The sequence below is a fragment of the Acinetobacter sp. CIP-A165 genome, from assembly GCF_000367985.1.
In the GTDB taxonomy this organism is placed as follows: domain Bacteria; phylum Pseudomonadota; class Gammaproteobacteria; order Pseudomonadales; family Moraxellaceae; genus Acinetobacter.
On sequence record NZ_KB849200.1, the window covers coordinates 275,546 to 302,444 of the forward strand.

The 26,899-nt window shown below is 42.0% G+C and carries 26 protein-coding genes, 4 tRNA genes, 1 pseudogene and 1 riboswitch; of the genes and pseudogenes, 24 read left to right on the plus strand and 7 right to left on the minus strand.

Annotated features, from left to right (window positions below; translation table 11 throughout):
• Positions 1-55: 55 nt before the first annotated feature.
• From F991_RS01190 to ftsW, 3 genes are all read left to right on the plus strand, one after another.
• The gene (locus F991_RS01190; protein ID WP_004668225.1) at positions 56-307 is read left to right on the plus strand and encodes a DUF6587 family protein; all 252 of its coding nucleotides are present in this window, start codon (positions 56-58) and stop codon (positions 305-307) included.
• Between the two features lie 199 nt (positions 308-506).
• Complete coding sequence (murD, locus tag F991_RS01195; RefSeq protein ID WP_004668226.1) at positions 507-1,865, plus strand: UDP-N-acetylmuramoyl-L-alanine--D-glutamate ligase; 1,359 nt, start codon at positions 507-509, stop codon at positions 1,863-1,865.
• Positions 1,866-1,875: 10 nt separating this feature from the next.
• Entirely contained in the window at positions 1,876-3,069 is a 1,194-nt protein-coding gene (ftsW, locus tag F991_RS01200) for a putative lipid II flippase FtsW (protein WP_004668228.1), read from the plus strand.
• A gap of 68 nt (positions 3,070-3,137) precedes the next feature.
• Here ftsW and gluQRS read toward each other — a convergent pair whose 3' ends face one another.
• The 5 genes from gluQRS to thiC form a co-directional block, all read right to left on the minus strand.
• Positions 3,138-4,160: a tRNA glutamyl-Q(34) synthetase GluQRS gene (gene gluQRS, locus F991_RS01205; RefSeq protein ID WP_004668230.1), complete on the minus strand. Its 1,023-nt coding sequence runs from the start codon at positions 4,158-4,160 to the stop codon at positions 3,138-3,140.
• A 2-nt stretch (positions 4,161-4,162) separates the two neighbouring features.
• On the minus strand, positions 4,163-4,696 hold the full coding sequence (gene dksA / locus F991_RS01210) for an RNA polymerase-binding protein DksA (protein WP_004668232.1): 534 nt from the start codon (positions 4,694-4,696) through the stop codon (positions 4,163-4,165).
• Between the two features lie 216 nt (positions 4,697-4,912).
• The gene (cpdA, locus tag F991_RS01215) at positions 4,913-5,728 is read right to left on the minus strand and encodes a 3',5'-cyclic-AMP phosphodiesterase (RefSeq protein ID WP_004668234.1); all 816 of its coding nucleotides are present in this window, start codon (positions 5,726-5,728) and stop codon (positions 4,913-4,915) included.
• Between the two features lie 22 nt (positions 5,729-5,750).
• The gene (locus tag F991_RS01220) at positions 5,751-6,362 is read right to left on the minus strand and encodes an NUDIX domain-containing protein (RefSeq protein ID WP_004668235.1); all 612 of its coding nucleotides are present in this window, start codon (positions 6,360-6,362) and stop codon (positions 5,751-5,753) included.
• Positions 6,363-6,437: 75 nt separating this feature from the next.
• Positions 6,438-8,333 (minus strand): phosphomethylpyrimidine synthase ThiC, encoded by a 1,896-nt coding sequence (thiC, locus tag F991_RS01225; protein ID WP_004668237.1) that lies wholly within the window; start codon positions 8,331-8,333, stop codon positions 6,438-6,440.
• 84 nt (positions 8,334-8,417) lie between these two features.
• Positions 8,418-8,538, minus strand: a riboswitch (TPP riboswitch).
• Positions 8,539-8,684: 146 nt separating this feature from the next.
• Between thiC and phoU the strand changes: the two genes are divergently transcribed.
• Both phoU and F991_RS17380 read left to right on the plus strand, forming a co-directional pair.
• Positions 8,685-9,407, plus strand: a complete 723-nt coding sequence (gene phoU / locus F991_RS01230; RefSeq protein WP_004668238.1) for a phosphate signaling complex protein PhoU — start codon at positions 8,685-8,687, stop codon at positions 9,405-9,407.
• Between the two features lie 203 nt (positions 9,408-9,610).
• On the plus strand, positions 9,611-9,727 hold the full coding sequence (locus F991_RS17380) for a hypothetical protein (RefSeq protein ID WP_121930643.1): 117 nt from the start codon (positions 9,611-9,613) through the stop codon (positions 9,725-9,727).
• A gap of 498 nt (positions 9,728-10,225) precedes the next feature.
• Here the strand turns inward: F991_RS17380 and F991_RS01235 are convergent, their stop codons facing one another.
• Positions 10,226-10,501: an oxidative damage protection protein gene (locus F991_RS01235; RefSeq protein WP_004668240.1), complete on the minus strand. Its 276-nt coding sequence runs from the start codon at positions 10,499-10,501 to the stop codon at positions 10,226-10,228.
• A 9-nt stretch (positions 10,502-10,510) separates the two neighbouring features.
• Positions 10,511-11,944, minus strand: coding sequence for an argininosuccinate lyase (gene argH / locus F991_RS01240; protein WP_034594833.1), 1,434 nt, complete (start codon positions 11,942-11,944; stop codon positions 10,511-10,513).
• On the opposite strand from argH, the pseudogene F991_RS01245 reads away from it, so the two are divergent.
• From F991_RS01245 to F991_RS01335, 19 genes and pseudogenes are all read left to right on the plus strand, one after another.
• A pseudogene (locus F991_RS01245) lies at positions 11,935-13,077 on the plus strand (sensor histidine kinase). The gene argH and the pseudogene F991_RS01245 sit on opposite strands and share 10 nt — an antisense overlap.
• 57 nt (positions 13,078-13,134) lie before the next feature.
• Positions 13,135-13,872 (plus strand): LytR/AlgR family response regulator transcription factor, encoded by a 738-nt coding sequence (locus tag F991_RS01250; protein WP_004668243.1) that lies wholly within the window; start codon positions 13,135-13,137, stop codon positions 13,870-13,872.
• 111 nt (positions 13,873-13,983) lie between these two features.
• Positions 13,984-14,901 carry a hydroxymethylbilane synthase gene (gene hemC / locus F991_RS01255; protein WP_004668244.1) on the plus strand — a complete coding sequence of 306 codons (918 nt, stop codon included), beginning with the start codon at positions 13,984-13,986 and terminating at the stop codon, positions 14,899-14,901.
• On the plus strand, positions 14,901-15,677 hold the full coding sequence (locus F991_RS01260) for a uroporphyrinogen-III synthase (RefSeq protein ID WP_004668245.1): 777 nt from the start codon (positions 14,901-14,903) through the stop codon (positions 15,675-15,677). Before hemC ends, F991_RS01260 begins: the two co-directional genes overlap by 1 nt.
• Positions 15,674-16,507 (plus strand): hypothetical protein, encoded by an 834-nt coding sequence (locus F991_RS01265; protein WP_004668246.1) that lies wholly within the window; start codon positions 15,674-15,676, stop codon positions 16,505-16,507. The genes F991_RS01260 and F991_RS01265 overlap by 4 nt, the downstream gene beginning before the upstream one ends.
• A gap of 6 nt (positions 16,508-16,513) precedes the next feature.
• Positions 16,514-17,707 (plus strand): hypothetical protein, encoded by a 1,194-nt coding sequence (locus F991_RS01270; protein ID WP_004668247.1) that lies wholly within the window; start codon positions 16,514-16,516, stop codon positions 17,705-17,707.
• 8 nt (positions 17,708-17,715) lie between these two features.
• On the plus strand, positions 17,716-18,156 hold the full coding sequence (locus F991_RS01275; RefSeq protein ID WP_004668248.1) for an acyl-CoA thioesterase: 441 nt from the start codon (positions 17,716-17,718) through the stop codon (positions 18,154-18,156).
• A 373-nt stretch (positions 18,157-18,529) separates the two neighbouring features.
• A complete protein-coding gene (locus F991_RS01280) occupies positions 18,530-18,856 on the plus strand; it encodes an H-NS histone family protein (RefSeq protein ID WP_004668250.1) in 327 nt (108 codons plus the stop codon).
• 177 nt (positions 18,857-19,033) lie between these two features.
• Positions 19,034-19,777 carry a type II secretion system protein N gene (gspN, locus tag F991_RS01285; RefSeq protein WP_034595348.1) on the plus strand — a complete coding sequence of 248 codons (744 nt, stop codon included), beginning with the start codon at positions 19,034-19,036 and terminating at the stop codon, positions 19,775-19,777.
• Positions 19,777-20,616, plus strand: coding sequence for a type II secretion system protein N (locus tag F991_RS01290; protein ID WP_004668252.1), 840 nt, complete (start codon positions 19,777-19,779; stop codon positions 20,614-20,616). Before gspN ends, F991_RS01290 begins: the two co-directional genes overlap by 1 nt.
• Positions 20,617-20,654: 38 nt before the next feature.
• Positions 20,655-22,868 (plus strand): type II secretion system secretin GspD, encoded by a 2,214-nt coding sequence (gene gspD, locus F991_RS01295; protein ID WP_004668253.1) that lies wholly within the window; start codon positions 20,655-20,657, stop codon positions 22,866-22,868.
• 78 nt (positions 22,869-22,946) lie between these two features.
• Positions 22,947-23,555, plus strand: a complete 609-nt coding sequence (locus F991_RS01300) for an FHA domain-containing protein (protein WP_004668254.1) — start codon at positions 22,947-22,949, stop codon at positions 23,553-23,555.
• A 71-nt stretch (positions 23,556-23,626) separates the two neighbouring features.
• Positions 23,627-24,319, plus strand: a complete 693-nt coding sequence (locus F991_RS01305; protein WP_004668255.1) for a phosphoglycolate phosphatase — start codon at positions 23,627-23,629, stop codon at positions 24,317-24,319.
• Between the two features lie 96 nt (positions 24,320-24,415).
• Complete coding sequence (trpE, locus tag F991_RS01310; protein ID WP_004668257.1) at positions 24,416-25,909, plus strand: anthranilate synthase component I; 1,494 nt, start codon at positions 24,416-24,418, stop codon at positions 25,907-25,909.
• A gap of 98 nt (positions 25,910-26,007) precedes the next feature.
• Positions 26,008-26,083, plus strand: a tRNA-Thr gene (locus F991_RS01315).
• Between the two features lie 52 nt (positions 26,084-26,135).
• Positions 26,136-26,219: transfer RNA gene (locus F991_RS01320), tRNA-Tyr, on the plus strand.
• Between the two features lie 33 nt (positions 26,220-26,252).
• Positions 26,253-26,328 (plus strand) — tRNA-Gly (locus tag F991_RS01325).
• A gap of 17 nt (positions 26,329-26,345) precedes the next feature.
• A tRNA-Thr gene (locus tag F991_RS01330) sits at positions 26,346-26,420 on the plus strand.
• Positions 26,421-26,584: 164 nt separating this feature from the next.
• Positions 26,585-26,899, plus strand: a 315-nt coding sequence (locus F991_RS01335) for a GTP-binding protein (protein ID WP_004668258.1), incomplete at its 3' end; no start/stop codon positions are given.

Here is a 26,899-nt window from a genome sequence, read left to right on the forward strand (position 1 = left end):
GCGATAACCGCAGCGCAGCCCTTTTTTAAGGGGCGAGATCATTGGAGAGCGGCTTATGCTTGAGTATTTAATTGTTGTTGCACTGGTACTATGGAGTACCGTTATTGTTTTTAAAAAGGTATTTCCTAAAACAGCAGCTTCAGTATTTTTAGCTTTGTCGAATGTCTGTCAACGTTTTGGGTGGCAGCGTTTAGCAACATGGCTGAAACCTAAAATGGTTGCGGGTTGTGGTGGCGGTTGTGGTTGTGCTACCGATGACAAAGAGACGAAAAAGTCCGAGCCAGTACAAACCGTAAAATGGCGTTAAGAAATATAATGATTGCTCATGTTTGAGAATGTGGGCAATTTTTAGGATTGCTGACCTCATATCAGGATGCTGTGCATCACCCTCTACTTTTACGCACTGACACAAAAAAGACTGAATAAAACCAAAACTGAAAAAGCATTTAAAACAGTAAAGTGCTAACATTTTTGCCATTCCGTGATCCGTAATAAATGGGGCAAAAATGTTAATACAACGTGGTGGATTAAAAGTTGTGGCTGGCTTGGGTATTTCAGGCGTATCAGCAGTAAACTTTCTGCATGAACAAGGCTACCAAGTTGCAGTAACGGACTCCCGAACAACGCCCCCAGGACACGATCAAATTCCTGAAAATGTACGAACAAGTTTCGGAAAATTAGATACCGATCTTTTGCTTCAAGCCGAAGAAATTATTTTAAGTCCTGGTCTTGCGCCACAATTACCCGAGATTCAACAAGCGATTGCCCAAGGCATCCCCGTGGTAAGTGATATTCAACTGCTTCGTCGCGCGACTGAAGTCCCCATTGTTGCAATTACGGGGTCAAATGCAAAAAGCACAGTGACGACACTTATTGGTTTGATGGCCGCTGATGCAGGTAAAAAAGTCGCTGTAGGCGGTAATCTTGGACGTCCAGCGCTTGATTTACTCAAAGATCAACCTGAATTGATTGTGTTGGAACTTTCCAGTTTCCAACTTGAAACTACCTCGAATCTCAATGCTGAAGTCGCGGTGTTGCTCAATATGAGTGAAGATCATTTAGATCGTCATGGTGATATGTTGGGTTACCATAAAGCCAAGCATCGTATTTTCCAAGGTGTAAAAAAGGTGGTGTATAACCGCGATGATAGTTTGAGTCGTCCTTTAGTTCCTGATGTAACGCCAATGCAAAATTTTGGGCTGAATGCACCTGATTTGAATCAATATGGGGTGCTTCGAGAGGCCGATGGGGGCATGTGGTTGGCGCGTGGGCGTGAGCGCTTAATCAGAAGTTCAGAACTTTATATTCAGGGCATGCACAATATCGCCAATGCCTTGGCTTGTTTGGCACTTGGTGAGGCGATTGGCTTAGCAACGTCATCGATGCTTGAAACACTTAAAAGCTTTAAAGGTTTAGAGCATCGCTGTGAATACGTCGAAACGATCGATGGTGTACGTTATTACAATGATTCTAAAGGGACCAATGTCGGTGCAACACTGGCTGCTATCGACGGTCTAGGTGCTGCTATTGAAGCCCAAAAAGGTAAACTGGCATTGATCATGGGTGGTCAAGGCAAGGGGCAAGATTTCAAACCGCTACGTAATGCAATACAAAAATACGTAAAGAAAGTGATACTGATCGGTGAAGATGCGGCCATGATTGAACAAGCGTTACAAGGTACGGCGGCCATCCAACATGTCAGTAACTTAAAGGAAGCGGTAGAGCTTGCTCAGAAAGTCACTCAAGCGGAAGATGTTGTATTACTTTCTCCTGCATGCGCTAGCTTTGATATGTTTAAAAGCTACAATGACCGTGGACATCAATTCGTGGCATGTGTACATGCCTTGAATGAAAATAAAAACTAGGAACAACATTATGGCTGATTTAGCCCAAAATACGGCACAAAAAATTTCGCAATTATTGAGTCATCTGCCAAAGCTTCCAGCAGAAATGACGGCACGTAATCTACTCATTTTCTGTGTTATTTCTTTATTGTGTTTCGGTTCGGTGATGGTGGCATCTGCATCAATGCCTTATGCTGAATATATTCATGAGAACCCATTTTACTTTTTGATTCGTCATGGTATTTCGATTTGTGTGGCTGGTGTGGTAGCTTTTCTGACCTATCGAATTTCTATGAATCTGTGGTTCAAAAATGCATTTCTATTGTGGCTCATCACCATGGCTTTATTACTGGCAGTATTGCTGGTTGGTACTGAAGTAAATGGTGCACATCGGTGGATTAAGGTCGGCAGTTTTACCTTGCAGCCGACAGAAATTGCCAAAATTGTGATGGCTATTTTTACTGCTGATTATGTGGTGCGCCGTGCCAAAGAGGTTCGAACGCATTGGAAGGGGTTATTACGTTTAAGTGGAGTGATGGCTTTAACGGTTGGTTTCATCGTAGCGGAACCCGATCTCGGTGCAACGGTCGTGATCGTGTTGATGATGGTTGGTGTGTTCTTCTTAGCTGGTGCACCTGCGACACAATTCTTGATCATGCTGGGTGCGATTTTAGCAGGCATTAGTGCGCTGATTATTTTTGAGCCATTCCGTTTTCAACGCTTACTTTCCTTTACCAATCCGTGGGCAGATCCATTGGGTGTGGGTTATCAGCTATCTAACGCGCTGATGGCATTTGGGCGTGGCGAGTGGTTTGGAACGGGTTTAGGCCATAGTGTACAAAAGCTTTCCTATCTTCCTGAAGCGCATACTGACTTTATGTTGGCTGTGCTTGGTGAGGAGTTTGGTTTTGTCGGGGTGACCTTGGTCATGATCCTGTCTTTTACCATGTTGGCGTGTTGTATCAAAATCGGACATCGTGCTTTGCAGCATAATTACTTGCGTGCTGGCTATTTGGCCTATGGAATCAGTATTATTTTCTTACTACAGATTTTGGTAAATGCTGGTATGAATATGGGCTTGATGCCGACCAAAGGTCTAACACTGCCATTTATTAGTTATGGTGGTACTTCGTTGATGATGTGTGCGGCGATGATTAGTTTGATTCTAAAAATTGATGCATCCACACAAGAGCTCAATCCTGTCAAAGAAGAATCAAATTTCTAGTTGATATCTAAAAAGTCAAAAAGCCCTAAGCAATTGAATGTAATCGCTCAGGGCTTTTTTTTTAATGGCTATTGATAGATTCCAGTCAAATTATTGCCTTTTGGAATCAAACTTACATCCCACTGTTGAACGGCTTGTTGCAGCATGATGCGTGGTTGGTCAAGATCAACAGCAGGCTGACCGAGTGCTAAAATGGCATGTTGTAATAATTCGGGGGCTTTAGATATGTCCAAGGCTTGCGCTAGATTTTGTTTCGAGAGTTTCTGTCCTTGTTCGTTCATGGCAAGAGGAAGATGCATATAGCTTAATAATGGATAATCTAACAGTGAGCCGAGCCAAATTTGGCGAGCTGTGTTATCTAGTAGGTCTGCGCCTCGCACCACGTGTGTGATGCCTTGTAGATAATCATCGACCACTACAGCCAGTTGATAACTCACAATGCCATCACGACGTTTTAGGACAAAATCACCGAGTTCATCCTGTAGGTTTGAGCATTGCCGTCCTTGTAGACGATCTTCAAAGCAGATGAGATGGTCGGCGACTTTTAGGCGGATCGCTTGTTGAGCAAAATCTAAATTTAAATCACGGCATGTTCCTGCATAAATGTGATTTGAACCGAGCATTTTACGGGTGCATTGACAGGCATAGATGGCTTGAGATGATTTTAATTGTTCAAATACCTGTTCATAAATATCTAAACGATCTTTTTGGAAAATGATCTCAGCATCGGGTTCAAACTGAAAAGCTTCTATACAGGCAAGAATATGTGTTTCGCTATTCGGATAAATGCGTGGGATATCGGTATCTTCAATCCGGACCAACCATTCGCCTTGATGAGCTTTGGCATCGCAATAACTGGCAACCGCAGTGAGTAAAGATCCAAAATGCAAAGGACCTGTAGGCGAGGGGGCAAAGCGACCGATGTATGAGCAGCGATTAAGCAAAGCATCGCTTTGCCGCTGCGCAAGAGAAAAACTATGTTTTTCTGGCGGGCGATTAAGCAAATTTGGAAGTAGGTTAATAAGCAAACGATTGCTTTGCCGCTGAGCAAGAGCCGAGCTGTGCTCGGCTGGAGCCTTCTCAACAGTCACAATTATCCGTTATTTTGCTTTTCTTTGATTTCAGCCAAAGTTTTGCAATCAATACACTGAGTCGCAGTCGGGCGTGCTTCTAAACGACGTAAGCCGATTTCGATACCACAAGTTTCACAGAAACCATAATCACCCGCTTGAATCGCTTCAAGTGATTGTTCGATTTTACGAATGAGTTTACGTTCACGGTCACGTGTACGCAGTTCAATCGCAAATTCTTCTTCTTGGGTCGCGCGGTCATTCACATCAGGCAGTGCAGATGACTCGTCTTGCATGGTGTTCAAGGTGCGATCAACTTCTGACATCAACTCAGCTTTCCACGCATTTAAGATCAGGCGGAAATGCTCCAGTTGTCCATCAGACATGTATTCTTCGTTTTTCTTTGGCTGATAAGGTGCGATACCAAATAAGCTGGCAGTCGTTCCACCTTCTGAAGCTTTAGGTTTGGTTTTTCGCACACGTTTTACAGGCGCTTTTTGCTCGTCAATCACTTCTGTTTGTTCATCCAAGACTTGATTTTGGTTGTCATTCGCCATATAGGGCATTCCTCATCTTACACGTACTATCTATACGCAAAAAATATGGTGATATGCAAGTGTTTTTATAGAAACTGTTGATGGTTTTTTCCATCAGGGGTCGTCATCATATAGATTTTTTGAGCAAGATGGTAGTCATTCCTGTCTAGATTTGGTGAGAAATCATGGATGTGATTTGTAATCAAAAGTTTAGAGTCGGGTGATTGTTGACCTCCGCTAGTCATAACCCAAAACTTCTGAGCTCATTAAGCGTTCGGACGTAGATAAACGATAAACTTGGGTTTCTAATTCCCCGTTGGCTTTGAGGCAAATATACCGATAACCTGGATGTTCTTCATCTAAAGCAAATTTATCACTTTTCGGTTTAAACTGAATACAGGTCGATGGGGTAGATAAAAACTCAATGCCTTGCCATGTTTGAATAGAGTCTTGATGGACGTGTCCACAAACAATGGCTTTGATATTAGAAAAAGGTTTAACTATTTCCAGTAAATCAGACGAGTTTTTTAATTTGTGCTGATCAATCCAAGCAGACTGCATGGCAAATGGATGATGGTGACATGCAATGATGACATAGCGATCCTGCAATTTGGGGAGCAGTTCAGCTAACTGTTTTAACTGGATATCCGCAATTTTTCCGTCAATGCGTTGTGGTTGAGCACTATTCAGTAGAATAATGCACCATTTCCCCAGTTCAATAATTGTGGGCTGTGTTTGGTCGGCTTGATGGAATGGAAAATGTGCCACGTCATCATGGTTGCCAGGGGTATGAAAAAAGGGAATACCCAAGCTTTGCATATGCTGAATATAGCGCTGATAGGTCACAGGCGTAGGTGCTTGGGCTAAATCACCTGTGTGAACAATGAGGTCGATCTGAGGATGTTGTTCACGCATTAAGTCAATGACGGCACGAAAACTCAGTTCGGGCTGCATTCCAACGAACTCTAAATGTGGATACTCTAATAAATGTGTATCAGTAATCTGTATCATCACAAAATCTTGTTGAGATGATGTTGAGACTTGGAATGTCACCGTCTTTAGCCCCTCAGACTTGTTATCGTTGTTGTATATGTTGAGCAAGCCATTGTAATGCCATAATTACAGGTGCATTTCTCAACCGCCCATTGTGTAATAATACGTCTAATTGGCAATAATCGAATAAATGAAGCTGAATATTTTCACCTTCATCCGATACCCCAAAAATGCCCCCATCTATTGGCAATTCAACTTCTGCGACATATAAATGAAAAAATTCAGAGCAAGCGCCAGCAGATGGATAGAAGCTAAATAAGTGTTTTAATGTTGTGATTTCACAACCTGATTCTTCTAATGTTTCTCGGCGAATACAGCTTTCAGGAGATTCATCTCCATCAAGCACGCCTGCAATGATTTCGAGTTGCCATGCAGAGTCAGCATCATTGAATGCACCGATACGGAACTGTTCAATGAGTGCAAAGCGTTGTTGTTGGTCATTATATAATAAAACACCAGCGGCTTCAGGACGATGAACAAGTTCACGTTGAATGCTCGGTGAATAATCAGCTCGATGAAAGAGCCGATGTTTTAGACTCACTTTCTCAACTTGGATGAATCCTCGAAATAACAGCTCTCGAGACTCTATCTTTACATCGGATGCTGAATAGCTAGCGTGTTCAAGAATATTCATCTTCAATTAGGATGAGATTGTACATATCTCATCCTAACCGAGAATGTTTCGCAGGAAAATCTTTTTTTAGTGGATTTACACTTTGTGGTACAATTTTTGACCATGTTCCTGATAAGCGGCTTTCATCGCATTGAGACCTGCTTCAACTTCTGTTTCAGCATCATCTGATTGCTTGGCATTGCGTTGGTTTTGCGCATAATCTCGCACATTTTGTGTGATCTTCATCGAGCAGAATTTAGGTCCACACATTGAGCAGAAATGAGCTGATTTATGTGCATCTTTCGGAAGCGTTTCATCATGCATACTGCGTGCGGTGTCTGGGTCTAAGCTCAAATTAAACTGATCATCCCAACGGAATTCAAAACGTGCTTTCGACAGGGCATTATCACGCACTTGTGCGCCCGGATGGCCTTTGGCCAAGTCGGCTGCATGTGCTGCGATTTTGTAGGTAATGATGCCGTCTTTTACATCTTTCTTATTCGGTAAGCCCAAATGCTCTTTCGGTGTGACATAACACAGCATTGCAGTGCCATACCAACCAATCATCGCTGCGCCGATGGCAGAGGTAATGTGGTCATAGCCCGGTGCAATATCAGTCGTCAATGGTCCAAGCGTATAGAATGGTGCTTCTTTACAGACTTCGAGTTGTAGATCCATATTTTCTTTGATCATATGCATTGGCACGTGACCTGGACCTTCAATCATCACTTGAACATCGTGTTCCCAAGCGCGATGCGTCAACTCACCTAAAGTTTTGAGTTCGCTGAATTGCGCTTCATCGTTGGCATCTTGGACGCAACCGGGACGTAAACCATCGCCCAAACTAAAAGACACGTCATAGGCTTTCATGATTTCGCAGATTTCATCAAAATGCGTATATAAGAAGTTTTCTTCGTGATGCGCCAAGCACCACTGCGCCATAATTGAACCACCACGTGACACGATGCCTGTGAGGCGATTCGCGGTCATTGGTACATAACGCAGTAACACACCCGCATGAATCGTAAAGTAATCTACGCCTTGTTCGGCTTGCTCAATCAAGGTGTCCTTAAAGATTTCCCAGGTGAGATCTTCAGCAACGCCGTCTACTTTTTCTAAAGCTTGATAGATTGGTACAGTACCAATTGGAACAGGTGAGTTGCGAATAATCCATTCACGCGTTTCGTGGATATTTTTCCCTGTGGATAGATCCATAATGGTATCTGCACCCCAACGCGTGGCCCATGTCATTTTGGCCACTTCTTCATCAATTGATGAGCCGAGTGCAGAGTTACCGATATTGGCATTAATTTTCACCAAGAAATTACGACCAATAATCATCGGTTCAATTTCAGGGTGGTTAATATTGGCAGGAATAATCGCACGTCCTTCAGCAACTTCTTGACGCACAAATTCTGGGGTGATTTCTTTTAGATTTTGTGCACCAAAGTTTTGACCTGCATGCTGACGCATATCAACGCCTTCACGTTGGCGTTGGTTCTCACGAATGGCAATATATTCCATTTCAGGGGTGATAATACCCTGTCTGGCATAATGCATTTGTGAAACGTTTTTGCCTGCTTTGGCGCGACGTGGATTTTGAATATGTGCAAAACGAATGTCAGCAGTACGAATATCTTTTAAACGTGATTGTCCAAACTCAGAACTTAAACCTAAAAGGACATCGGTATCGCCACGTTCCTCAATCCATGCTTGACGAACAGAGGGTAGGCCTTTATTGAGGTCAATTTGTATATTTGGGTCGGTATAAACGCCAGAGGTGTCATAAATCATCACAGGTGGATTATGCTCACCGCCTAAGCCAGTCGGGGTATCAGTTAGGCTGATTTCGCGGAATGGGACTTGGATATCTGGGCGAGAACCTTGGACATAAACTTTGTTTGATGCGGGTAAAATACGCGTTAAATCTTTAGCGTCTTGCTCATGTTGAGCAGAGATATCAGCAGGGGAAAGATTCGTTAATTGATTCATGGCATGATCCTTATGGAGAGCATTAACGAATCAAGCACGACCAAAAACGATGGCAGATTTATCTTTTTGATAAATAGAGGCTAAGTTTTTGCTGGGCTTGATTCCTACGCAGGTGTTAACCTGATCAGGTTCAACGGTACTGATCTTTAAATCTAAGGATTAAGATCATCTCAGCAGTTGATTAACTGCGCTCCGTCAAGCTATGGTGATTAGACTAACAGATTTTTTATGTTTTGTTATAGCAATTCATACCACTCGACAATCGGCAAATCCATGCTATTGTCATAAAAGTTTCATCATTGTTGTGTTTTAATCATCCATCATTTTCCATGTGTCTAGTGGAGGCATACTGTGAGTCCAAGTAATCCTGTGTTAAGTCATCATATTTCTTCTCAATTTAATGAAGACTTACAAGATGTGCATACCAAATTTATGAGCATGGGGGGATTGGTTGAGCAACAGGTTGCCAATGCAATTCATGCGCTTTTAGATACCGATGCCAATTTAGCAATGGATGTTCAGTTCAAAGACAATACCGTCAATCAGCTCGAACGTGATATCGATGAAGGCTTAACTTTGATTTTGGCACGTCGTCATCCTGCAGCGATTGATTTGCGTATGGTCATTGCGATGAGTAAAGCCAATACAGACTTAGAGCGTATTGGTGATGAAGCGGCAAAGATTGCTCGTATCGCTCAAACCTTGTGTGAAGAAGGTGAGTCGCCACGTGGTTATATGGAGACGCGTCATATTGGTAATCAAGTACGGGTAATGATTCATGATGCCTTAGATGCTTTTGCGCGTTTAGATGTCGATCAAGCGTTAAAAGTTGTGATGGCGGATGGGGATATTGACCGTGAATACCAATCAGCGACACGCACGCTAATGACTTATATGATGGAAGATCCGCGTCATATTTCACGTGTGATTAACGTGATGTGGGTATTACGTTCATTGGAACGTATTGGAGATCACTCGCGTAATATTTCAGAGCAAGTGATTTATATGGCTAAGGGCAGAGATGTTCGTCATACTAGTATTGAAGAAATTGAACAAACAGTACATCGAAAATAATTTTTCCTGTTTTTGTGGTTTCGATAAATAAAAACATTAGCTGAGCGTTGAAATAATTTCAGGCTCAGCTTTTTTATTGTTTTACCCTCATGATTCTTTCTAAGCGGGACTGTTATAGTTTTTTGCAAAAGCGCTGTATCTATGTTTTGAGGAGCAATACATCCAAAATGACCTTAATCTCAGATTAAGGTATGCAGAAGATGATGCGATTTTTAAAAAAGAACAACAAAGCCAGTTTTGTATTTTTTATTATTATCCTTTATGCCTTTCTCGGATTTGGCTTGGGTTTTGTGATCTGGGAATATGTTTTATTAAATTAAAGATAAAAAAATCCCAGACTTCGGGGGAAAGTCTGGGAGAGAAATATCATATGTTGCGTGAGATATCATCGTATCTCTTTGTCCTTCTGAATTAAATATAAGCGCAACAAGCATCACTGTCATGTAGACAAGTGTGTATGCTCTGTAAGGCTTTATTGCTAATGTAAATGCCACGTAAAAAGAGAGCCAGTTTAAGCTCTCTTTTTAGGTTAGATAATCGATATCACAGCGATAATATTTTCTATGAAAACGTTGAGACTACAGCCTACGCGGACTTCGTCCTTGTCTTGCAGAAAACTAAAGCTTTAAAAAGTTTCGTTTTCAATTTACTCGAAGCATCGCTTCTCGTCTTGCGCAAGGGCAGAGCCTTAAAACGATGTTTTAAGTTTGCTTATCCTTGCACTCCGAGCATAGCTCTCCGTCTTGCGACATTAGACTCTTTTCGATTATAGCCTACGCGGACTTTGTCCTTGTCTTGCAGAAAACTAAAGCGTTGCTTTAGTTTTCCTCAGGCTTCCAGCCTTCAGCTTTTTCAACACTTTCATCATTATCAAAGAATTTTTCACGTTGTTCTTCAAGAAATTTCTTTGCGTCTGACTCAAACACATTTAAACGCTTTTCGTTAATCAGCGTGGTTTGGTGTTTTAACCATTCTTGCCATGCTTGTTTTGAAACAGTCTCAAAAAATGCTTGACCTTTTGCACCAGGAAAAGGGGCAAAGTCTAAGCCTTCAAGCTCTTGTTTATATTTACGGCAAAATACTTGTCTAGTCATCATCAATCCTTAAGCGTATAACTGTTCTAGGCGAGTGTGTGCACGTACAATAGCAGCTTCAACTTGTTTTGGTGAAGTTCCGCCAATATGATTACGCGCATTGACAGATGCTTCTAAAGTTAAGGCTTTATCAAAAACGTCCGCAGTAATCAAATCAGAGAATTGCTGTAATTGCTCAAGTGTGAGTTCAGACAAATCTTTTTCTTCCGCCACGCCTAAAGCAACTGCTTTACCCACGATTTCATGCGCATCACGGAAAGCCACGCCCTTTTTCACCAAATAGTCTGCAAGATCAGTTGCTGTTGAAAAGCCACGCAAGGCTGCTTCACGCATGATTTCGATATTTGGTACAAGTGCTGGAACCATGTCGGCAAATGCCATCAACGAGCCGCGAACGGTGTCAATCGCATCAAATAAAGGCTCTTTGTCTTCTTGGTTATCTTTGTTGTATGCCAAAGGTTGACCTTTCATTAAGGTCAGTAGGCTAATCAAATCGCCAAATACGCGTCCTGATTTTCCTCGAACTAACTCAGGAACATCTGGATTTTTTTTCTGAGGCATGATTGAAGATCCTGTGCAGAAACGATCAGGAATATTCACAAACTTGAATTGCGCTGAAGTCCATAAGATCAGTTCTTCTGACATGCGAGATAGGTGCATCATAATGAGCGATGCAGCGGCATTGAATTCAATGGCAAAATCACGATCAGACACCGCATCAAGCGAGTTCTCAGAAATCGCCTCAAAGCCTAATAGTTCAGCAGTAAAAGCACGATCAATTGGGTAGGTTGTACCTGCCAAAGCAGCCGAACCGAGTGGCATACGATTGACACGTTTACGGCAGTCTTGTAGACGCTCAGTGTCACGCACCAACATTTCAAACCAAGCCAACAAATGGTGACCAAAAGTCACAGGTTGTGCAGTTTGCAAATGGGTGAAACCCGGCATGATGGTGTCGGTATTTTTGCTTGCTAGACCAAGTAAGCCTTTTTGTAAGCGGAGTAATAAGCCAAGGATGTCATCAATTTCATCACGCAAATATAAGCGGATATCTGTCGCAACTTGGTCATTACGGCTACGCCCTGTATGCAGTTTTTTACCTGTAATCCCGATACGTTGAGTCAAGCGAGACTCAATGTTCATATGCACATCTTCTAAATCAATGCGCCATTCAAAGTTACCCGCTTCAATTTCTGCTTGAATTGTGGTTAAACCTTGAATAATGTCATCACGTTCAGCTTCGGTGAGTACGCCGACTTTTGCAAGCATAGTTGCATGTGCGATTGAGCCAGCAATATCTTGTTTATAAAAACGTTGGTCAAATTGCACAGATGCGGTAAATTCTGCAACAAAAGCATCTGTTGCTTCTGAAAAACGACCGCCCCACATTCCAGAGGTTTGATGAGGGCTTGCTGAAGAAGAGGATTGAGAAGATGTGGTCATGGCAGCTCAGGAAAATAAAAAAGAGTATAGCAAATCCAAACGCAGTTGCCGAAACTCGACGTAAGAAGTTATTGCAATCTCGTCAGTTGAATCGATCTGGTTCCTATTTTTTTACGAAAATTGGCCAATGGCAATACTTATTGGAATTAATTGTTGCCAGTAATGTCTTGGCAATGGTGTTGGCATTGGCCGAAGCTCAGTCATGGCAAGCATTACAGGGTGTTCGTGTTTTACAATATATATTTTTTATTAACTGGGTGATTTTATCCTTTGCAGCATGTGTTGATTATTTTCAAGATTTTTTTGCCAAATTTAGTCAGAAAGTGGCATTAATGCTCGGTTTTATTTTATTGCTGCTGATCGTGTTGTTGACGACCTGTGCAGTTAATCTTATCCAATATTGGACGGTTCGATCAGGAGGCTTCTCTGGAGATATTTTATTTGATGGCATCAGTCTGCATTTGAGTTATGGGGTGTTGTTGGGTGCATTTTGTTTGCGCTATTTATATATGCGAGAACAGTGGCTCAATCAGCAATATAGTGAGCTGAATGCACGTATTCAAGCGATGCAGGCGCGTATTCATCCGCATTTTCTGTTTAATAGTTTAAATAGTGTGGTGAGTTTAATTACGATTGATCCTGATAAAGCTGAAAATATGTTGATTAGTTTGTCACGTCTTTTCCGTGCGAGTTTTCAGGAACTTAAATTGGTGAGTTTGGCGGAGGAAATTGATTTATGTCAGCAGTATTTGAGCATCGAAAAAATACGTTTAGGGGATCGTTTAAAGGTAGAATGGAATATACAGGCGACACCACTTGAATTAAAACGGGTCACGATTCCATTATTGACATTGCAACCTTTGCTTGAGAATAGTATTTTCCATGGGGTGGAAAAGGTTTTACAGCAGTAAACAATTAGCGTATTGGTTGAAATATTGCAAAATCAAGTCAGTATAGTCATTACTAACCCATATTCTCGCGATACAATAAAAACGCGAAAAGGAAATGGTATTGCGATTGAAAATGTAGAGCAACGTTTGAAAGCGTATTATGGTCAAACCGTAAAGTTTCAAGTTTATGGGGGCACATCGTTATATACCACAGTGGTCTGTTACCACTATCGAGTAAAATAATAAGTCAAGTTAACCATAAAAAATATGGATGATGTTAGCGGTGACAAGGAGGAAAGGATGAGAGTCCTAATTGCGGATGATGAACCGCTAGCGGTAGAGCGTTTATCACGTTTAGTTACTCAAATGGGGCATGAAGTCGTTGCGACTGCACATCATGGACAAGATGTGTTAAGTCATATTGAAAATGCTTCGCCTGATGTCGTTTTATTAGATATTCAAATGCCTGGAATGAATGGTTTGGAATGTGCAGAACAACTGCGTCATTTAAATCCTCGCCCTGCCATTATTTTTTGTACAGCCTACGATCAACATGCACTGGAAGCATTTAAGTTTCAGGCGCAAGGGTATTTGCTAAAACCAGTAGCACTCCAAGATTTAGAACAGGTATTTCAGCATTTAACCCAACTGACTCAGGCTCAAATGACGGGTTTGCAACAAGATGAGTTGTATGATGTAAAAAACCAGCGTCATCAAATTGCGGCGAAAACCTATCGTGGGGTCGAGCTGATTCCATTAGACAGTGTTTATTATTTCTTGGCTGATCAAAAATATGTCACTGTGCGCCATAAAAATGGCAGTGTACTGATTGATGAAACACTCAAAGATTTAGAGCTGGAATTTGCGGATCGCTTTATTCGAATTCATCGAAATGCATTGGTTTCTCTTGATTATTTGGAAGGTCTTGAGTTGGTTGCCGCTGGACAATATCAGGTGCGATTACGTGAACTGGATGAGCGGCTGTCGGTCAGTCGTCGTCATTTACCTAGTTTAAGAGAATGTATGCATCAATTATAAATGCCGTATTTTTTGGCAGCGTATGGGCGGCTTTATGATTTTTTGCTTGCAATTTTAGGTGATCAAGTTAAGTTTGGAACAATTGCCTTGATCAATACTTAATTTGGATTTATGAAAACCTTAAAAATTGCGACTCGACAAAGCCCTCTTGCACTTTGGCAGGCGGAGCATATTCGTTCTCGTTTAACCGAGCTTTATCCAGATTTGACGGTTGAACTGGTTAAGTTCGTGACACAAGGCGATAAGATTTTAGATACCCCATTAGCCAAGATTGGGGGCAAAGGATTGTTTGTGAAAGAGTTGGAAGCCGCTTTGTTGGATGGTCGTGCTGATTTGGCAGTCCATTCCATGAAAGATGTGCCAATGCACTTGCCACAAGGTTTAACGCTTGCAGTCATTTGTGAGCGTGAAGATCCTTTAGATGCATTTGTTTCAAATCAATATCAGCATTTTGATGCATTACCACAAGGCGCAAAAGTGGGAACTTCGAGTCTACGTCGTAAATGCCAAATTTTACAACAACGCCCAGATCTAGAAATCATTGATTTACGTGGTAATGTTGGCACACGCTTAGCAAAGCTGGATGATGGTTTGTATGATGCCATTATTTTGGCCAGCGCAGGTTTGAAGCGTTTAGGTTTAGCAGATCGAATTCGTCATTGTTTAACGCCCGTGGTAAGTCTGCCTGCGGTTGGACAAGGTGCTCTAGGCTTGGAATGTCGTGCAGATGATGCAGAATTGCTTAAATTAATCCAACCCTTGCAACATGAAGAAACTTCGATTTGTGTCCGTGCGGAACGCGCCTTTAACGCCTATCTAGAGGGTGGCTGCCAAGTGCCAATCGCAGGCTATGCCACTTTAGTCAATGATCAATTACAGATCGAAGGGCGAGTCGGTAGCGTTGATGGTAAAACTTTGCTGAAGGAGCAAATGGTCGGTACAGCAGCAGAGGCGGAGCTGTTGGGAGAGCGGCTTGGACAGCGCTTACTTGATCGAGGTGCTGGTGAATTATTGAAAGCGTTGTATTAATGCTTTTTATCAATACTCGTCCTGTAGATCGCGCAGACGCACTCACCCAAGCGTTGCTTGGGGCGGGTTATCAGGTCGAGACTTTGCCATTACTTGAGTTGGTTGCTGAACCTTTTTCTGATGTATTACAACACCTTTATCAGCAACTCGATGAAACTCAAGTCATCGTCGTGGTGAGTCCGACGGCTGTTGAAATTGGTATGCATTATTTGCAGCAGGCTGGTATCCAGTTGACGCAGCTCAAGCATATCCAGTGGATTGCGGTGGGGCAGGCAACCGCACAAGCGCTGATGAAATTTAATATTGCCAGCGATGTTCCTGATGTGGAAAACTCGGAAGGAATGCTCGAGTTGCCAATTTTAAAACAAAGAGAAAATTTAAATAAAATCGCTTTCTGGCGGGGCAAAGGCGGGCGGCAATTTATGATGCAACAATTGCAGCAGCAGGGTGTCTCCATCCTTAATTTTGTGCTTTACCGCCGTCAGTGCCCTGAGCAAAGTAGGTCTGGGTTTTTAAAGATTGTGCAAAAACTTAATCCTAATCAACCTACTGCTGTGCTGGTGAGTAGTGAGGCTAGTTGGCAAAATTGGTTGCAACTTTGTGCTCAGCATCCTAGTGATGTACAGTGGATTTATCTTGTTTTGGGCGAGCGATTGACAAAAATTCTAACAGATTCGCAAGTACAACTAGGCGACGCGATTAACATTATTCAGCTTGAAAATTTATCTGCATCAGAGATTATTCAACGCATGCGTGACTGGCAAGGAAAGGTATGAGAAAAATTGTGTATTTGGTACTGCTGCTGAGTATATTGTGGCTAGCCAAGCTGAGTTATGACGTTGCGAAAAATGCTCAGAGTGTTCCGCAACTTCAACAACAACTTGCTCAAACAGACCAGCGTTATGCATTATTGAATGACCAATTGGTCGCCGTACAACGTCAATTACAAAATAGTGGTGTTGCAACTACCGCGTCAACTGATTACAGCATGACACCGATCATAACGACGGGGATTGCCCCCGTCATTTTAATTCAACAACAATTGCAACTGGTTCAGTTTGCTTTAGATCAGCAGCAGTTCACTTATGCACTGGATCATTTGAATCAGGTGCATCAGCATATTGCTCAGTCCGCGTTATCGCCTGCATTGCAGCACAGCCTTGTTAAAGCAATTGAACAAGATAAACAAGCGATTCAGCAATATATTCTGACTCAAGACCAACAACAGCAACAGCTACAAGATTTATTGCAGGAAATCGATCAGCGAATCCAGCAAGAGCTGCAAAATCCTAAAGTGACGATTGCAAAAAATGAATCATCTGCATGGTGGCAGTGGTTTAAGTTGGAAAAAATTCAGCGTTCTTCACCTGATTTAATGCATCGTAATATTACCTTGAAAGAGGCTCAGTTGCGCTTATTGCTTGCCTCGCAAGCGTTGCATCAAGGGCAATTAATTGAATATCGTAAGTCGATTCAAGAGGTGATGAAATTATTGGCTGAATTGCCTGATCAGAATAGCCAGAAAATGAAGCAACGATTAGATAAAATTTTAAATCTTCCTGCAGTACCAACACCAAAATTAATCACATTAGGCTTGTTGGGATAATCGATAATGAAGCATTTACTACGGATCTATTTACTTGCAAGTTTATTGTTATTTGCCCTGTTTGCTGTATTGAGCTATGGCTATGGGCATGGCTATGCCTATATTTACTGGCGTGATTGGCAATTTCAAAGCAGTGCATGGGGATTGATCGCACTATTTGTTTTTGTGAGTTTCTTGACACAACTCTTGTGGTTATTTAGTAAGCGTTACATCGTGCGTGAACAACGCAAAAAAGAAACGGCGCTACATTTTAAAGATTTACACCCTTATGAGCAGCTTGGCATCGTTTGGTTGCTAGACTCAGCCAAAGATCAGCAGGTGTTTATTGAGCGTGTTTTTACTCAATCTGGTTTGTTGAGTCCGATCGTTGATGCACAATTTGATTATAAAAATGGTGATTTTGATACTGCCTTGCAGTGCTTGGATCGCTCAGCCCCGATGGCTTTTGAGCTGGCAGAACTGCAACGAATCGATATTTTTCTAGCACAACAAGAGACCGAAAAGGCACTGATACACTTGGAGTTTTTGACACAGCACCAACTTTCTCCATGGTTGGCTGAAGTAGAAACAGCTTATCAGCAACGTATGACTGCGCTTTGGGGCAAACTTGCTTTACAAAAGCCTTGGTTATTTCTGCAAACGACTCAATTTGGTCTACTTGACCCAGCGCATCGTGATTTATGGTTGCAACAGCTTTTGATTCAGTTTGATCAGGCTTCAGTTGATGATTTGGCAGCTTTACAGCAGCGTTATCTCGCGTTGCAAAGTGAAATTCAAGCTCGCCCCTATACGAGTAAGGTGCTCTGGCTAAAATTATTGGCGCGGATGCCAGAGATGAGTGTGCAGCACGAAGACTTGGCTTTACATTTGTTGCAAGAGCATTTTGATCCAGAAGTATTTTACCTGTGGTTCCAACAACAGTTGTTAAAGCAAATCCCCGATTATAGTTATGTTGAACAACGCATTATGCAGCTCGAACAGCGCTATACCAGTGTGCCAATGTTGACCTTTGCAAAGTGGCATATTTATGTGGCAACTCAACGACACCTTGAAGCAGAACAATTATTAACTTTATATCCTGATAATATTTTAATGAGTTATTTACGAATTAAGTCAATGCTTGGGGATAATCTTGATTTAATCAAACAGTTGAATTTAATATTTGAAAATGATGTTAATTTTCTTAATTTTAAGCTATGAGTCTAAATATGAATGAATTGTCTGTCTATCCAATTGTGCATAAGCAAGCTGTTGCTTGGGGGGATATGGATGCTTTTGGCCATGTAAATAATGTGCAATATTATCGTTATATGGAAAGCGCCCGAATTGTTTATTTAATGGCATTAAATATATTCGATCAAGATATATTGACTGTGGTTGCTTCTAGCCAATGTAAGTATTTAAGACCTGTATTTTACCCTGATGTCTTGCATATTGGTGCGAAAGTTGAAGAGCTTCGAAACAGTGCATTTCGAATGCAATATGTTTTATGGAGTGAAACTCAAAACGAGATTGTTGCAACAGGTGAGGCGGTAATTGTCTGTGTTGATAAAGTAAGCTCAAAGAAATCGAATATTCCAGAACTTATTAGACAGAAAATCGTTCAGCTTGAAGCGAGTGTTGGAAATGATTTGGAGCTAAACTCGTAATTATAAAGACAATTATGTCTTTATTGGCGGTATGTATAATGGGGTTCTTTTATTGTTTAAATAATAATGATGGTAATTGAATCTCGCTCTCATCAATAGGATGAAAAGTGTTTTTATTGGGCTTAATATGCTCACTGTTAAGATCAGTTTGGAATGGGTTTAAATTAAAATAGATAAATAAATATTTTATGCTGGGTTTATATTTTTGAAGTTTATTGTAAATAAAAAGCAATTTTTTTGTTATAGTGTCATTAAATCGACTATTCTTATATTGATTAGTGAATTGCTTATAAATTAATATTGAACTGAATTTTTGAATTCATTTTATTTTTGCGTGATATATATTTTTCCTTATTGAGTTGGAGTGGTTCGGATGAAACCAGATATTAGTGATTTATCGGTAGAAGACTTAAAGCGTCTGCAAGCAGAAGCAGAAGTATTGATTGCGAGTAAAAAAGACCAAGCTGTTGAAGATGCATATAATCAAATCGTTGCGATTGCTGAAGGCATTGGATTTACGGTTGAAGAGTTATTGGCAGCGGGTGAGCAAAAACGTAAGAAAACAACACGTAAAGCTGTAGAGCCACGCTACCGTAATAAAAACAATACTGAGGAAACTTGGACTGGTCGTGGTAAACAACCGCGCTGGTTAGTTGCTGAGTTAGAAAAAGGTGCAAAACTTGAAGATTTCTTAATCTAAGTAAGTTTTAAAAGTCATCGTTTTGTCATACGCTGACTTTATCCTTTATAAAAAACCAAGCTGAAAAAGCTTGGTTTTTTTATATGAGAGAATTGGCGATGTTGAAAAATTATGCATAATGTCATTCAGAGCGAATATTTCAAAAAGGATGATATTTTGTATGTTGGTATGGGTAGGATGAAGAAAAAAACCAAGCAATGGAGATGGTGGTTGTTCGCCATTTTTGCATTTTTAATTTTTATTATTTTACAGATTCCAGCAACATGGCTAATTGCGAAATTTTCTAAAGATAATCAATTATTACATAACGTCAGTGGCAACATTTGGCAGGGGCAGGCGGATTGGCAACGTGGTCAGCTACGGGGTTCGGTGCATTGGAAAACGAGACCTTTGGATCTGTTGTTGTTTCGCTTAGGCGCCAATCTTGATATACATAGTGGCAATACTCAATTTAACGGTATCTTTGGTTATGGTTTGGGGAAAAAAATCGTGATTAAGGATTTGAACGGTGAAATTTCACCTGAAACATTGAAATATTTTGCAGACTGGCAGTGGCCAGAGAATGCAATTCAGCTTGCCGATGTGCAATTAAACTATCAGAAAGAAAAAGGCTTCAGTGCAACAGAAGGGCGATTGAACTGGGGCGGGGGTGAGCTGACCTATATTTTTGGTCAACGTCAAGATCGTATGAATATGCCTTCACTGGTTGCTGAATTAAAAGATAGCAACGGACAATTACAACTTGATGTTCGTGATCAGCGTAGTCAAAAAATGGCAAACTTAAGTGTAGATGCCAGTCTTATGCTCGATGTGCAATTGACACAGCGCATGCTTTTGAATGTTCCGTCTTATCAAGGCAAAGCGGGACTTGAAACTTTTGTTATTAGTTCACGTCAGCCATTGCTGCAAGGTGGTTTGTAATGGACGCATGGATGCAGAAAATACAACAACTGCGTTGGCAAAAGTTAGATAAACTCAGTCCTTTGATTTTAGCCTTGCTTATTTTATGGCTCTGCTGGAAACTGGCTTCTTTGTTTTGGTGGGTGGTTGCTCCGCCACAGCCGATGCAATTTGATCGAGTTGAACTGGGTTCGCAGCAAGCCCAAGTTCCCAACATTAGTTCATTTGCATTATTTAATGAGCCTGCTGCGACAACGGCTCAAGACAATATCAATTTAGAATTACAAGGCGTTCTCTTGGGTTCGCCGAGTTTCTTGTCTTCAGCGGTTATTAAGCTGAATGATACGGCTGAGCGTTATCGCGTTGGTGAGACCTTGGCTTCGACCTCTTATCAGTTGGTGGAAGTCTATTGGGATCATGTGGTATTGAAGCAAGGGAATGGTGCGACACGAGAAGTGAAATTTAAAGGAATAGATAAAGGGTTGTATCAACCAGCCGACCCCGTTATTAGCAATCCGAATAATGTCCCTCCTCAAACACCAGAACCTGTTCAGAACGCGCCGCAGTCTGCATTGGGTCAAGCGATTCAACAGATGCAAGACAACCGTGAACAGTATTTGAAAAATATGGGTGTAAGCGGTGGGACAGATGGTTATGAAATATCAGATCAAACGCCAGCGAATTTAAAAAATACATTGGGTTTGCGCTCGGGTGATCGTATCCTGTCGGTCAATGGACAGACAGTTGGGCAAGGACTTAGCGAAGTACAATTATTAGAGCAAGTACGTCGTCAAGGACATGCCAAAATAGAAATAAAACGTGGTGATCAAGTGATGACCATACAACAGAGTTTTCAGTGATAACACGTCATCACATTAGTTAGGAATAAGTGCAGGTTATGGCTTCTTTGAATCATCATCGTCCACTTTGGGCATTACTTGCTGCAGCGCCTTTGGTTGCGGCAATCAGTACCCATGTACACGCACAGACATGGAAGATCAATTTACGTGATGCAGACTTAGCAGCATTTATTAATGAAGTTGCAGATATTACAGGTAAGAACTTTGCGGTTGATCCTCGTGTAAGAGGCAATGTGACTGTTATTTCGAATAAACCGCTCAATAAAGATGAGGTTTACGATCTGTTTTTGGGGGTGCTTAGCGTTAATGGTGTGGTGGCATTGCCTTCAGGAAATACCATTCGTTTGGTACCAGACAGTAATGTAAAAAATGCTGGTATTCCTTACGATGGGCGCAATCGTGCAGGTGGTGATCAGATCGTAACTCGGGTGATTTGGTTGCAAAATACCAATCCAAATGATCTGGTTCCTGCGTTACGTCCATTGATGCCGCAGTTTGCACACTTGGCAGCAGTTGCTGGAACCAATGCATTGATTGTTTCGGATCGCGCCGCCAATATTTATCAACTTGAAAACATTGTACGTAACTTGGATGGTACGGGTCAGAACGATATTGAAGCGATTGGCTTGCAGTCGAGTCAGGCTGAGGAAGTGATCACTTTGTTGGAAACCATGAGTGCAACAGGTGCAGCAAAAGACTTTGTGGGATCACGCGTACGTATCGTTGCTGACAATCGCACCAATCGTATTCTAATCAAAGGTGATCCTGATTCACGTAAGCGTTTGCGTCAAATCATTGAGATGTTGGATGTGCCATCGGCAGATCGTCTGGGTGGCTTGAAAGTCTTTCGTTTGAAATATGCCAGTGCAAAAAGTCTCGCTGAAATTTTACAGGGTTTAGTTTCTGGTCAGTCGGTTGCTTCTTCTGCTTCATCAAACAATAGTAATGCATCAAATCCGATCAACAATTTGATTTCAAATAACCAAAGCACAAGCTCGTCAGGGAATTCATCGGGTAGTTCGGGGATTAGCCTCAACAGTGGCTTTAATAACCGCCAAAATGATGTGACCAGCTTCAATAGTGGCGGTGTCAGTATTATTGCGGACAGTACGCAGAATGCTTTAGTGGTTAAGGCTGATCCGCAGTTGATGCGCGAAATTGAATCAGCAATTCAACAATTGGATACCCGTCGTCAGCAAGTGCTGATAGAGGCTGCGATTATTGAGATTGTGGGTAGTGATGCCGATCAACTTGGTGTGCAATGGGTGCTGGGTGATCTAAGTAGCGGTGTTGGACTGGTTAACTTTTCAAATCTTGGTTCTGGACTGTCCAAAATTGCAGCTGGTTATCTAACTGGCGGTGCAGCAGGTGCAGCAGGTGCTTTGGGAGATGGTGCTTCAATAGGTGTCGGGAATTTTGAAAACCCACGCAGGGCGTACGGTGCGCTTATACAAGCGCTGAGAGCGAATACTAAATCGAACTTTTTATCGACTCCATCAATTGTCACAATGGATAATGAAGAAGCTTATATTGTCGTGGGGCAAAATGTGCCATTTGTCACAGGGTCAGTTGCAACTCAGGGTAACAGTACCGTAAACCCCTATACGACGGTTGAACGGAAGGATGTGGGGATAACGCTGAAAGTTGTGCCTCATATTGGTGAAGGAGGGTCGGTTCGTCTTGAGGTTGAACAAGAGGTTTCAAATGTTCAGCCTAATCGAGGGCAGGCAACAGATTTGGTGACCAGTAAACGGGCGATTAAGACCTCGGTATTGGCTGATCATGGACAAACTGTGATTTTGGGTGGTTTGATTTCTGATGATACTAGTCTAACTCGCCAAAGTATCCCTGTTTTGGGCGATATTCCGTATTTAGGACGTCTATTCCGTGCAGATACTCGAAGCAACGAAAAGCGTAATCTTTTGGTGTTTATCCATCCGACTATTGTTGGGGATTCGGATGATATCCGTCGTATCTCTCAGCAACGCTATAATCAGCTTTATAGCTTGCAGCTTTCGATGGATAAAAATGGCAACTTTGCAAAACTACCTGAGAGTGTAAACGATATTTATCGTCAACAACCTGCGGTGAATGCCTCACCTTATCAAAACGTGCCAACAGCCACACAAAGCCAAACAGCGGTTGTGACAACGCCAGTTGCGACGGTGGAAGCACCTTTACAAAAGCGTTCAGTGGAGAGAAGTAAAAACACAGTGACCACGACAACGATTCATCCTGCATCTTCACAGTAGATGCACACAAGCACATATGTCACAATGTTAAGATTGCCAGAACCGATAATCAATAAATCAGGATAAGGATTGGTGTTTATGACTTGGAAATTGCAAGCCATTACAGGTGAGTTCACGGGGAAAGAAATCACGATCGAGCGTGATATGTTGGTCGGACGACATCAGGATGCTGATATTTTATTGCAATCAGCAGATATTTCACGTCGTCATGCGGCGCTATTGCTCAAAGATCAAATGCTGTGGGTGCAAGATTTAAATTCATCCAATGGTACGTTTGTAAATGATCTGCGTATTGAGCAAGAAACCGAGTTACATGATGGTGATATTTTGCAATTTGCGAGTTTTACATTCTCGATTTTTGCGCCTACAACGATGGATATAGATTTGCCAGAGATTGAAATCGAACCTATTTCATCTGCTGCGCACGACCAAGGTATGCCGAGTATTGCTGAGCGTGCAGTTGAGACTCCGATTAGCCGTGATGGTATGCCACAGCAAGTTGCGATTCCAAAACCAGCGCCAATTCCTGAACATGTAAATGTTCAAACTGCTTCAGAACAACCACCAGTTGCAACTGAATCACCTTTGATGCAGGAAAAACAGCAACAAAAAAATGCTTCGGTTGGTTTGATTTCGATTATTGTGTTGATCATTTTGGCGATGGTTGCTTGGCTGTTCTTTAAATAATCAGTCTAAGTCTTTACAATAAAAGGCATTCCATAATAGGTATGCCTTTTTTATTTTATAGAGTCAGTATCATGTCTGTTGCACAGTTACAAAGTCGTCATCTGATCCTATTTGATCTTGATGGAACGTTGGTGGATTCTGCTGCTGATTTATATCGCGCCATGAATCTGAGTTTGGAGAAGTTGAGCTTGCCTTTGGTTACAGAAGTGCAGGTTCGGGAGTGGGTTGGCAAGGGTGCTGCAAAATTATGTGAAACTGTGCTTGAACATTTGTTTGGGCGAGTGGATGCACAACTGCAAAAGCAATTGCTTGAGACGTTTATGCAGGTATATGCGCAAGAGTTGTGTGTGAACACCACTGTTTATGATGGTGTTCTCGCCTTTTTAGAGCATTGTCAAGCGCATGGGATCTCGATGGTCTGTGTTACCAATAAACCTGAACATTTAGCAAAAGGTATCCTCGATATTTTGGAATTGAGTCGGTATTTTAAAATGGTTGTTGGTGGGGATAGCTTGTCTGAGCGAAAACCGCACCCTTTGCCTTTACTGCACTGCATGCAAAGTCAAAATGTATCTGCATCGCAAAGCTTGATGATTGGCGATTCGAGCAATGATGTCGAAGCAGCAAGACGCGCAGGTATTGATTGTATTGTGGTCAGCTATGGCTATAATCATGGAGAAAGTATCTATGACTGTCAGCCGCAACAAGTGGTTGATAGTTTAGTTGAGTTGATTGAAGAAGATCGAGTAGGGAGTAAGGCATGAATGTTGTTATGGTTTTTCGATGGCGGGCTTGACGCAATTGAAACAAGGAAACGCAAAAAAATCGAAACCATAGAGCTAAAAGCATAGAGAATGCCCATGACCACATTCGCACAATTTGAACAACTAAAATCAGCAGGCTATAACACGATACCTGTTTACCGCCAACGTTTGGCGGATACTGAAACGCCACTTTCTGTTTTTGCACGGTTTAAACAGCACAAACATGCTTATTTATTTGAATCGGTTGAAGGTGGGGAGAATTGGGCGCGCTATTCCATGATTGGCTTGGGTGAGTCGACCGTTTTTTCATGTAATGAAGGCGTTTTAACCGTTCAGCAGGCGGATGGGTCTGTGACCCAGCAGCGTTGCAGTGATCCATTTCAATATATTCGTGACTTTCAAAGCCAATTTAAAGTGCCAACCCAAGTGGAGCTGCCTGACTTACCTAACTTTACTGGTGGTTTGGTTGGTTATTTGGGCTATGATGCTGTGCGCTATATCGAACCAAAACTCAAAAATATCCCAGCAGCCGATCCAGTGACTTTGCCAGATTTATGGTTGATGTTGTCTCAAACTGTGATTGTATTTGATAATTTAAAAGACACCTTGTTTTTGATTCATCACGTCAATGCTCATCAAGAAGATGCTTATGCAAAGGCGCAAGAGAAACTTGATCAGCTCGAACAGTTGCTTGCAATACCAGTAAGTTTGCAAGCGAAACCACATACTGCACCGAATTTTGAATCGATTACAGGCAAAGAAAAGTTCATCGAAACAGTTGAAAAAGTAAAAGAATACATCCGTGCAGGGGATGTCATGCAGGTTGTACCTGGGCAGCGTATGGTCTCTGATTTTGATGGTGAGGCATTACAAGTCTATCGTGCTTTACGTCACTTAAACCCATCACCCTATTTATTTTTGGTACAAGGTCAAACCTTGACAGATCAAAAACCGTTTCATATCGTAGGTTCATCGCCAGAGATTTTGTCTCGCTTGGAAAATGGCATTGCGACAGTGCGACCTTTGGCAGGCACGCGTCCAAGAGGCAAGACCAAAGAAGAAGATTTAGCTTTAGAGCAAGATTTGCTGTCTGACGAAAAAGAAATCGCTGAACATTTAATGTTGATCGATCTAGGTCGTAATGATGTGGGTCGTGTTTCTAAAATCGGTAAAGTGCAAGTGACTGACCGAATGGTGATCGAGCGATATTCGCATGTCATGCACATTGTTTCCAATGTACAAGGTGAAGTGCGGGATGATGTCGATGCTTTAGATGTTTTTAAGGCGACTTTTCCTGCGGGGACACTTTCAGGCGCTCCCAAAATTCGTGCCATGGAAATTATTGATGAAGTTGAGCCTGTAAAACGTGGCGTATTTGGTGGTGCTGTCGGATATTTAGGCTGGCATGGCGAAATGGACATGTCGATCGCGATTCGTACTTGTGTGATTCGCGATGAAAAAGTCTATGTACAAGCAGGTGCGGGGCTTGTTGCTGACTCAAATCCTGAGTCAGAGTGGAATGAAACCCAAATAAAAGCACGCGCAGTGATCAAAGCGGTTGAATTATCGTCAAACGGATTGATTTTATGAGTTTTTCGCAGTTTTTCTAAAAAAACTGCTTGCATCATGTGTAAGTTTTGCTAAACTGCACACCGTTCCGATACGAAACGTACGAAACACTAAGAAACGCCGGCATAGCTCAGTTGGTAGAGCAACTGACTTGTAATCAGTAGGTCCACAGTTCGAATCCGTGTGCCGGCACCATCTTAAGGTTTTGATATTTTGAGTAAAGAACAGCACTGTGTAAGTGTGATGTGGTGAGATTCCCGAGCGGTCAAAGGGGGCAGACTGTAACTCTGCTACGAAAGTTTCGAAGGTTCGAATCCTTCTCTCACCACCATTTAGCTTCGATTGAAGTGGTAAGTACCAACATGCGGGAGTAACTCAGTTGGTAGAGTGGCAGCCTTCCAAGCTGCATGTCGCGAGTTCGAACCTCGTCTCCCGCTCCATTGTTATCGAAGACATCGCTCTTATAGCTCAGTGGTAGAGCACTCCCTTGGTAAGGGAGAGGTCTCGAGTTCAAATCTCGATAAGAGCTCCAGATATACAGCTTAGTAGAATTTCTACAAAAGATTTAAAGAAGCAGGCTATTATAGTCTGCTTTTCAAGTATTGGGTGTTTAGTTTTTTTAGGCGAATGTCGATAAGAAAAGTGTTTCAGGGTTGTTTTCTCTAAACTGGTGTCGACGTAAACGAGGAAAGTCAAATGGCTAAGGCTAAGTTTGAACGTAATAAACCACACGTAAACGTGGGTACAATTGGTCACGTTGACCATGGTAAAACAACTTTAACTGCTGCGATTGCAACTATTTGTGCAAAAACTTACGGCGGTGAAGCGAAAGATTACTCACAAATCGACTCAGCTCCTGAAGAAAAAGCACGTGGTATTACCATTAATACATCACACGTAGAATACGATTCTCCAATCCGTCACTACGCTCACGTAGACTGCCCGGGCCACGCCGATTATGTTAAAAACATGATTACTGGTGCTGCTCAGATGGACGGCGCGATCCTTGTA

Coding starts and splice junctions, on each gene's coding strand:
- F991_RS01280 (WP_004668250.1), top strand. CDS start 18,530: ATGAAACCAGATATTAGTGATTTATCGGTAGAAGACTTAAAGCGTCTG.
- F991_RS01270 (WP_004668247.1), top strand. CDS start 16,514: ATGAAGCATTTACTACGGATCTATTTACTTGCAAGTTTATTGTTATTT.
- F991_RS01305 (WP_004668255.1), top strand. CDS start 23,627: ATGTCTGTTGCACAGTTACAAAGTCGTCATCTGATCCTATTTGATCTT.
- F991_RS01250 (WP_004668243.1), top strand. CDS start 13,135: ATGAGAGTCCTAATTGCGGATGATGAACCGCTAGCGGTAGAGCGTTTA.
- gspN (WP_034595348.1), top strand. CDS start 19,034: ATGAAGAAAAAAACCAAGCAATGGAGATGGTGGTTGTTCGCCATTTTT.
- dksA (WP_004668232.1), bottom strand. CDS start 4,696: ATGGCGAATGACAACCAAAATCAAGTCTTGGATGAACAAACAGAAGTG.
- hemC (WP_004668244.1), top strand. CDS start 13,984: ATGAAAACCTTAAAAATTGCGACTCGACAAAGCCCTCTTGCACTTTGG.
- F991_RS17380 (WP_121930643.1), top strand. CDS start 9,611: ATGCGATTTTTAAAAAAGAACAACAAAGCCAGTTTTGTATTTTTTATT.
- F991_RS01235 (WP_004668240.1), bottom strand. CDS start 10,501: ATGACTAGACAAGTATTTTGCCGTAAATATAAACAAGAGCTTGAAGGC.
- F991_RS01260 (WP_004668245.1), top strand. CDS start 14,901: ATGCTTTTTATCAATACTCGTCCTGTAGATCGCGCAGACGCACTCACC.
- trpE (WP_004668257.1), top strand. CDS start 24,416: ATGACCACATTCGCACAATTTGAACAACTAAAATCAGCAGGCTATAAC.
- murD (WP_004668226.1), top strand. CDS start 507: ATGTTAATACAACGTGGTGGATTAAAAGTTGTGGCTGGCTTGGGTATT.
- gspD (WP_004668253.1), top strand. CDS start 20,655: ATGGCTTCTTTGAATCATCATCGTCCACTTTGGGCATTACTTGCTGCA.
- F991_RS01265 (WP_004668246.1), top strand. CDS start 15,674: ATGAGAAAAATTGTGTATTTGGTACTGCTGCTGAGTATATTGTGGCTA.
- F991_RS01220 (WP_004668235.1), bottom strand. CDS start 6,362: ATGAATATTCTTGAACACGCTAGCTATTCAGCATCCGATGTAAAGATA.
- ftsW (WP_004668228.1), top strand. CDS start 1,876: ATGGCTGATTTAGCCCAAAATACGGCACAAAAAATTTCGCAATTATTG.
- F991_RS01290 (WP_004668252.1), top strand. CDS start 19,777: ATGGACGCATGGATGCAGAAAATACAACAACTGCGTTGGCAAAAGTTA.
- argH (WP_034594833.1), bottom strand. CDS start 11,944: ATGACCACATCTTCTCAATCCTCTTCTTCAGCAAGCCCTCATCAAACC.
- F991_RS01190 (WP_004668225.1), top strand. CDS start 56: ATGCTTGAGTATTTAATTGTTGTTGCACTGGTACTATGGAGTACCGTT.
- thiC (WP_004668237.1), bottom strand. CDS start 8,333: ATGAATCAATTAACGAATCTTTCCCCTGCTGATATCTCTGCTCAACAT.
- F991_RS01300 (WP_004668254.1), top strand. CDS start 22,947: ATGACTTGGAAATTGCAAGCCATTACAGGTGAGTTCACGGGGAAAGAA.
- F991_RS01275 (WP_004668248.1), top strand. CDS start 17,716: ATGAATGAATTGTCTGTCTATCCAATTGTGCATAAGCAAGCTGTTGCT.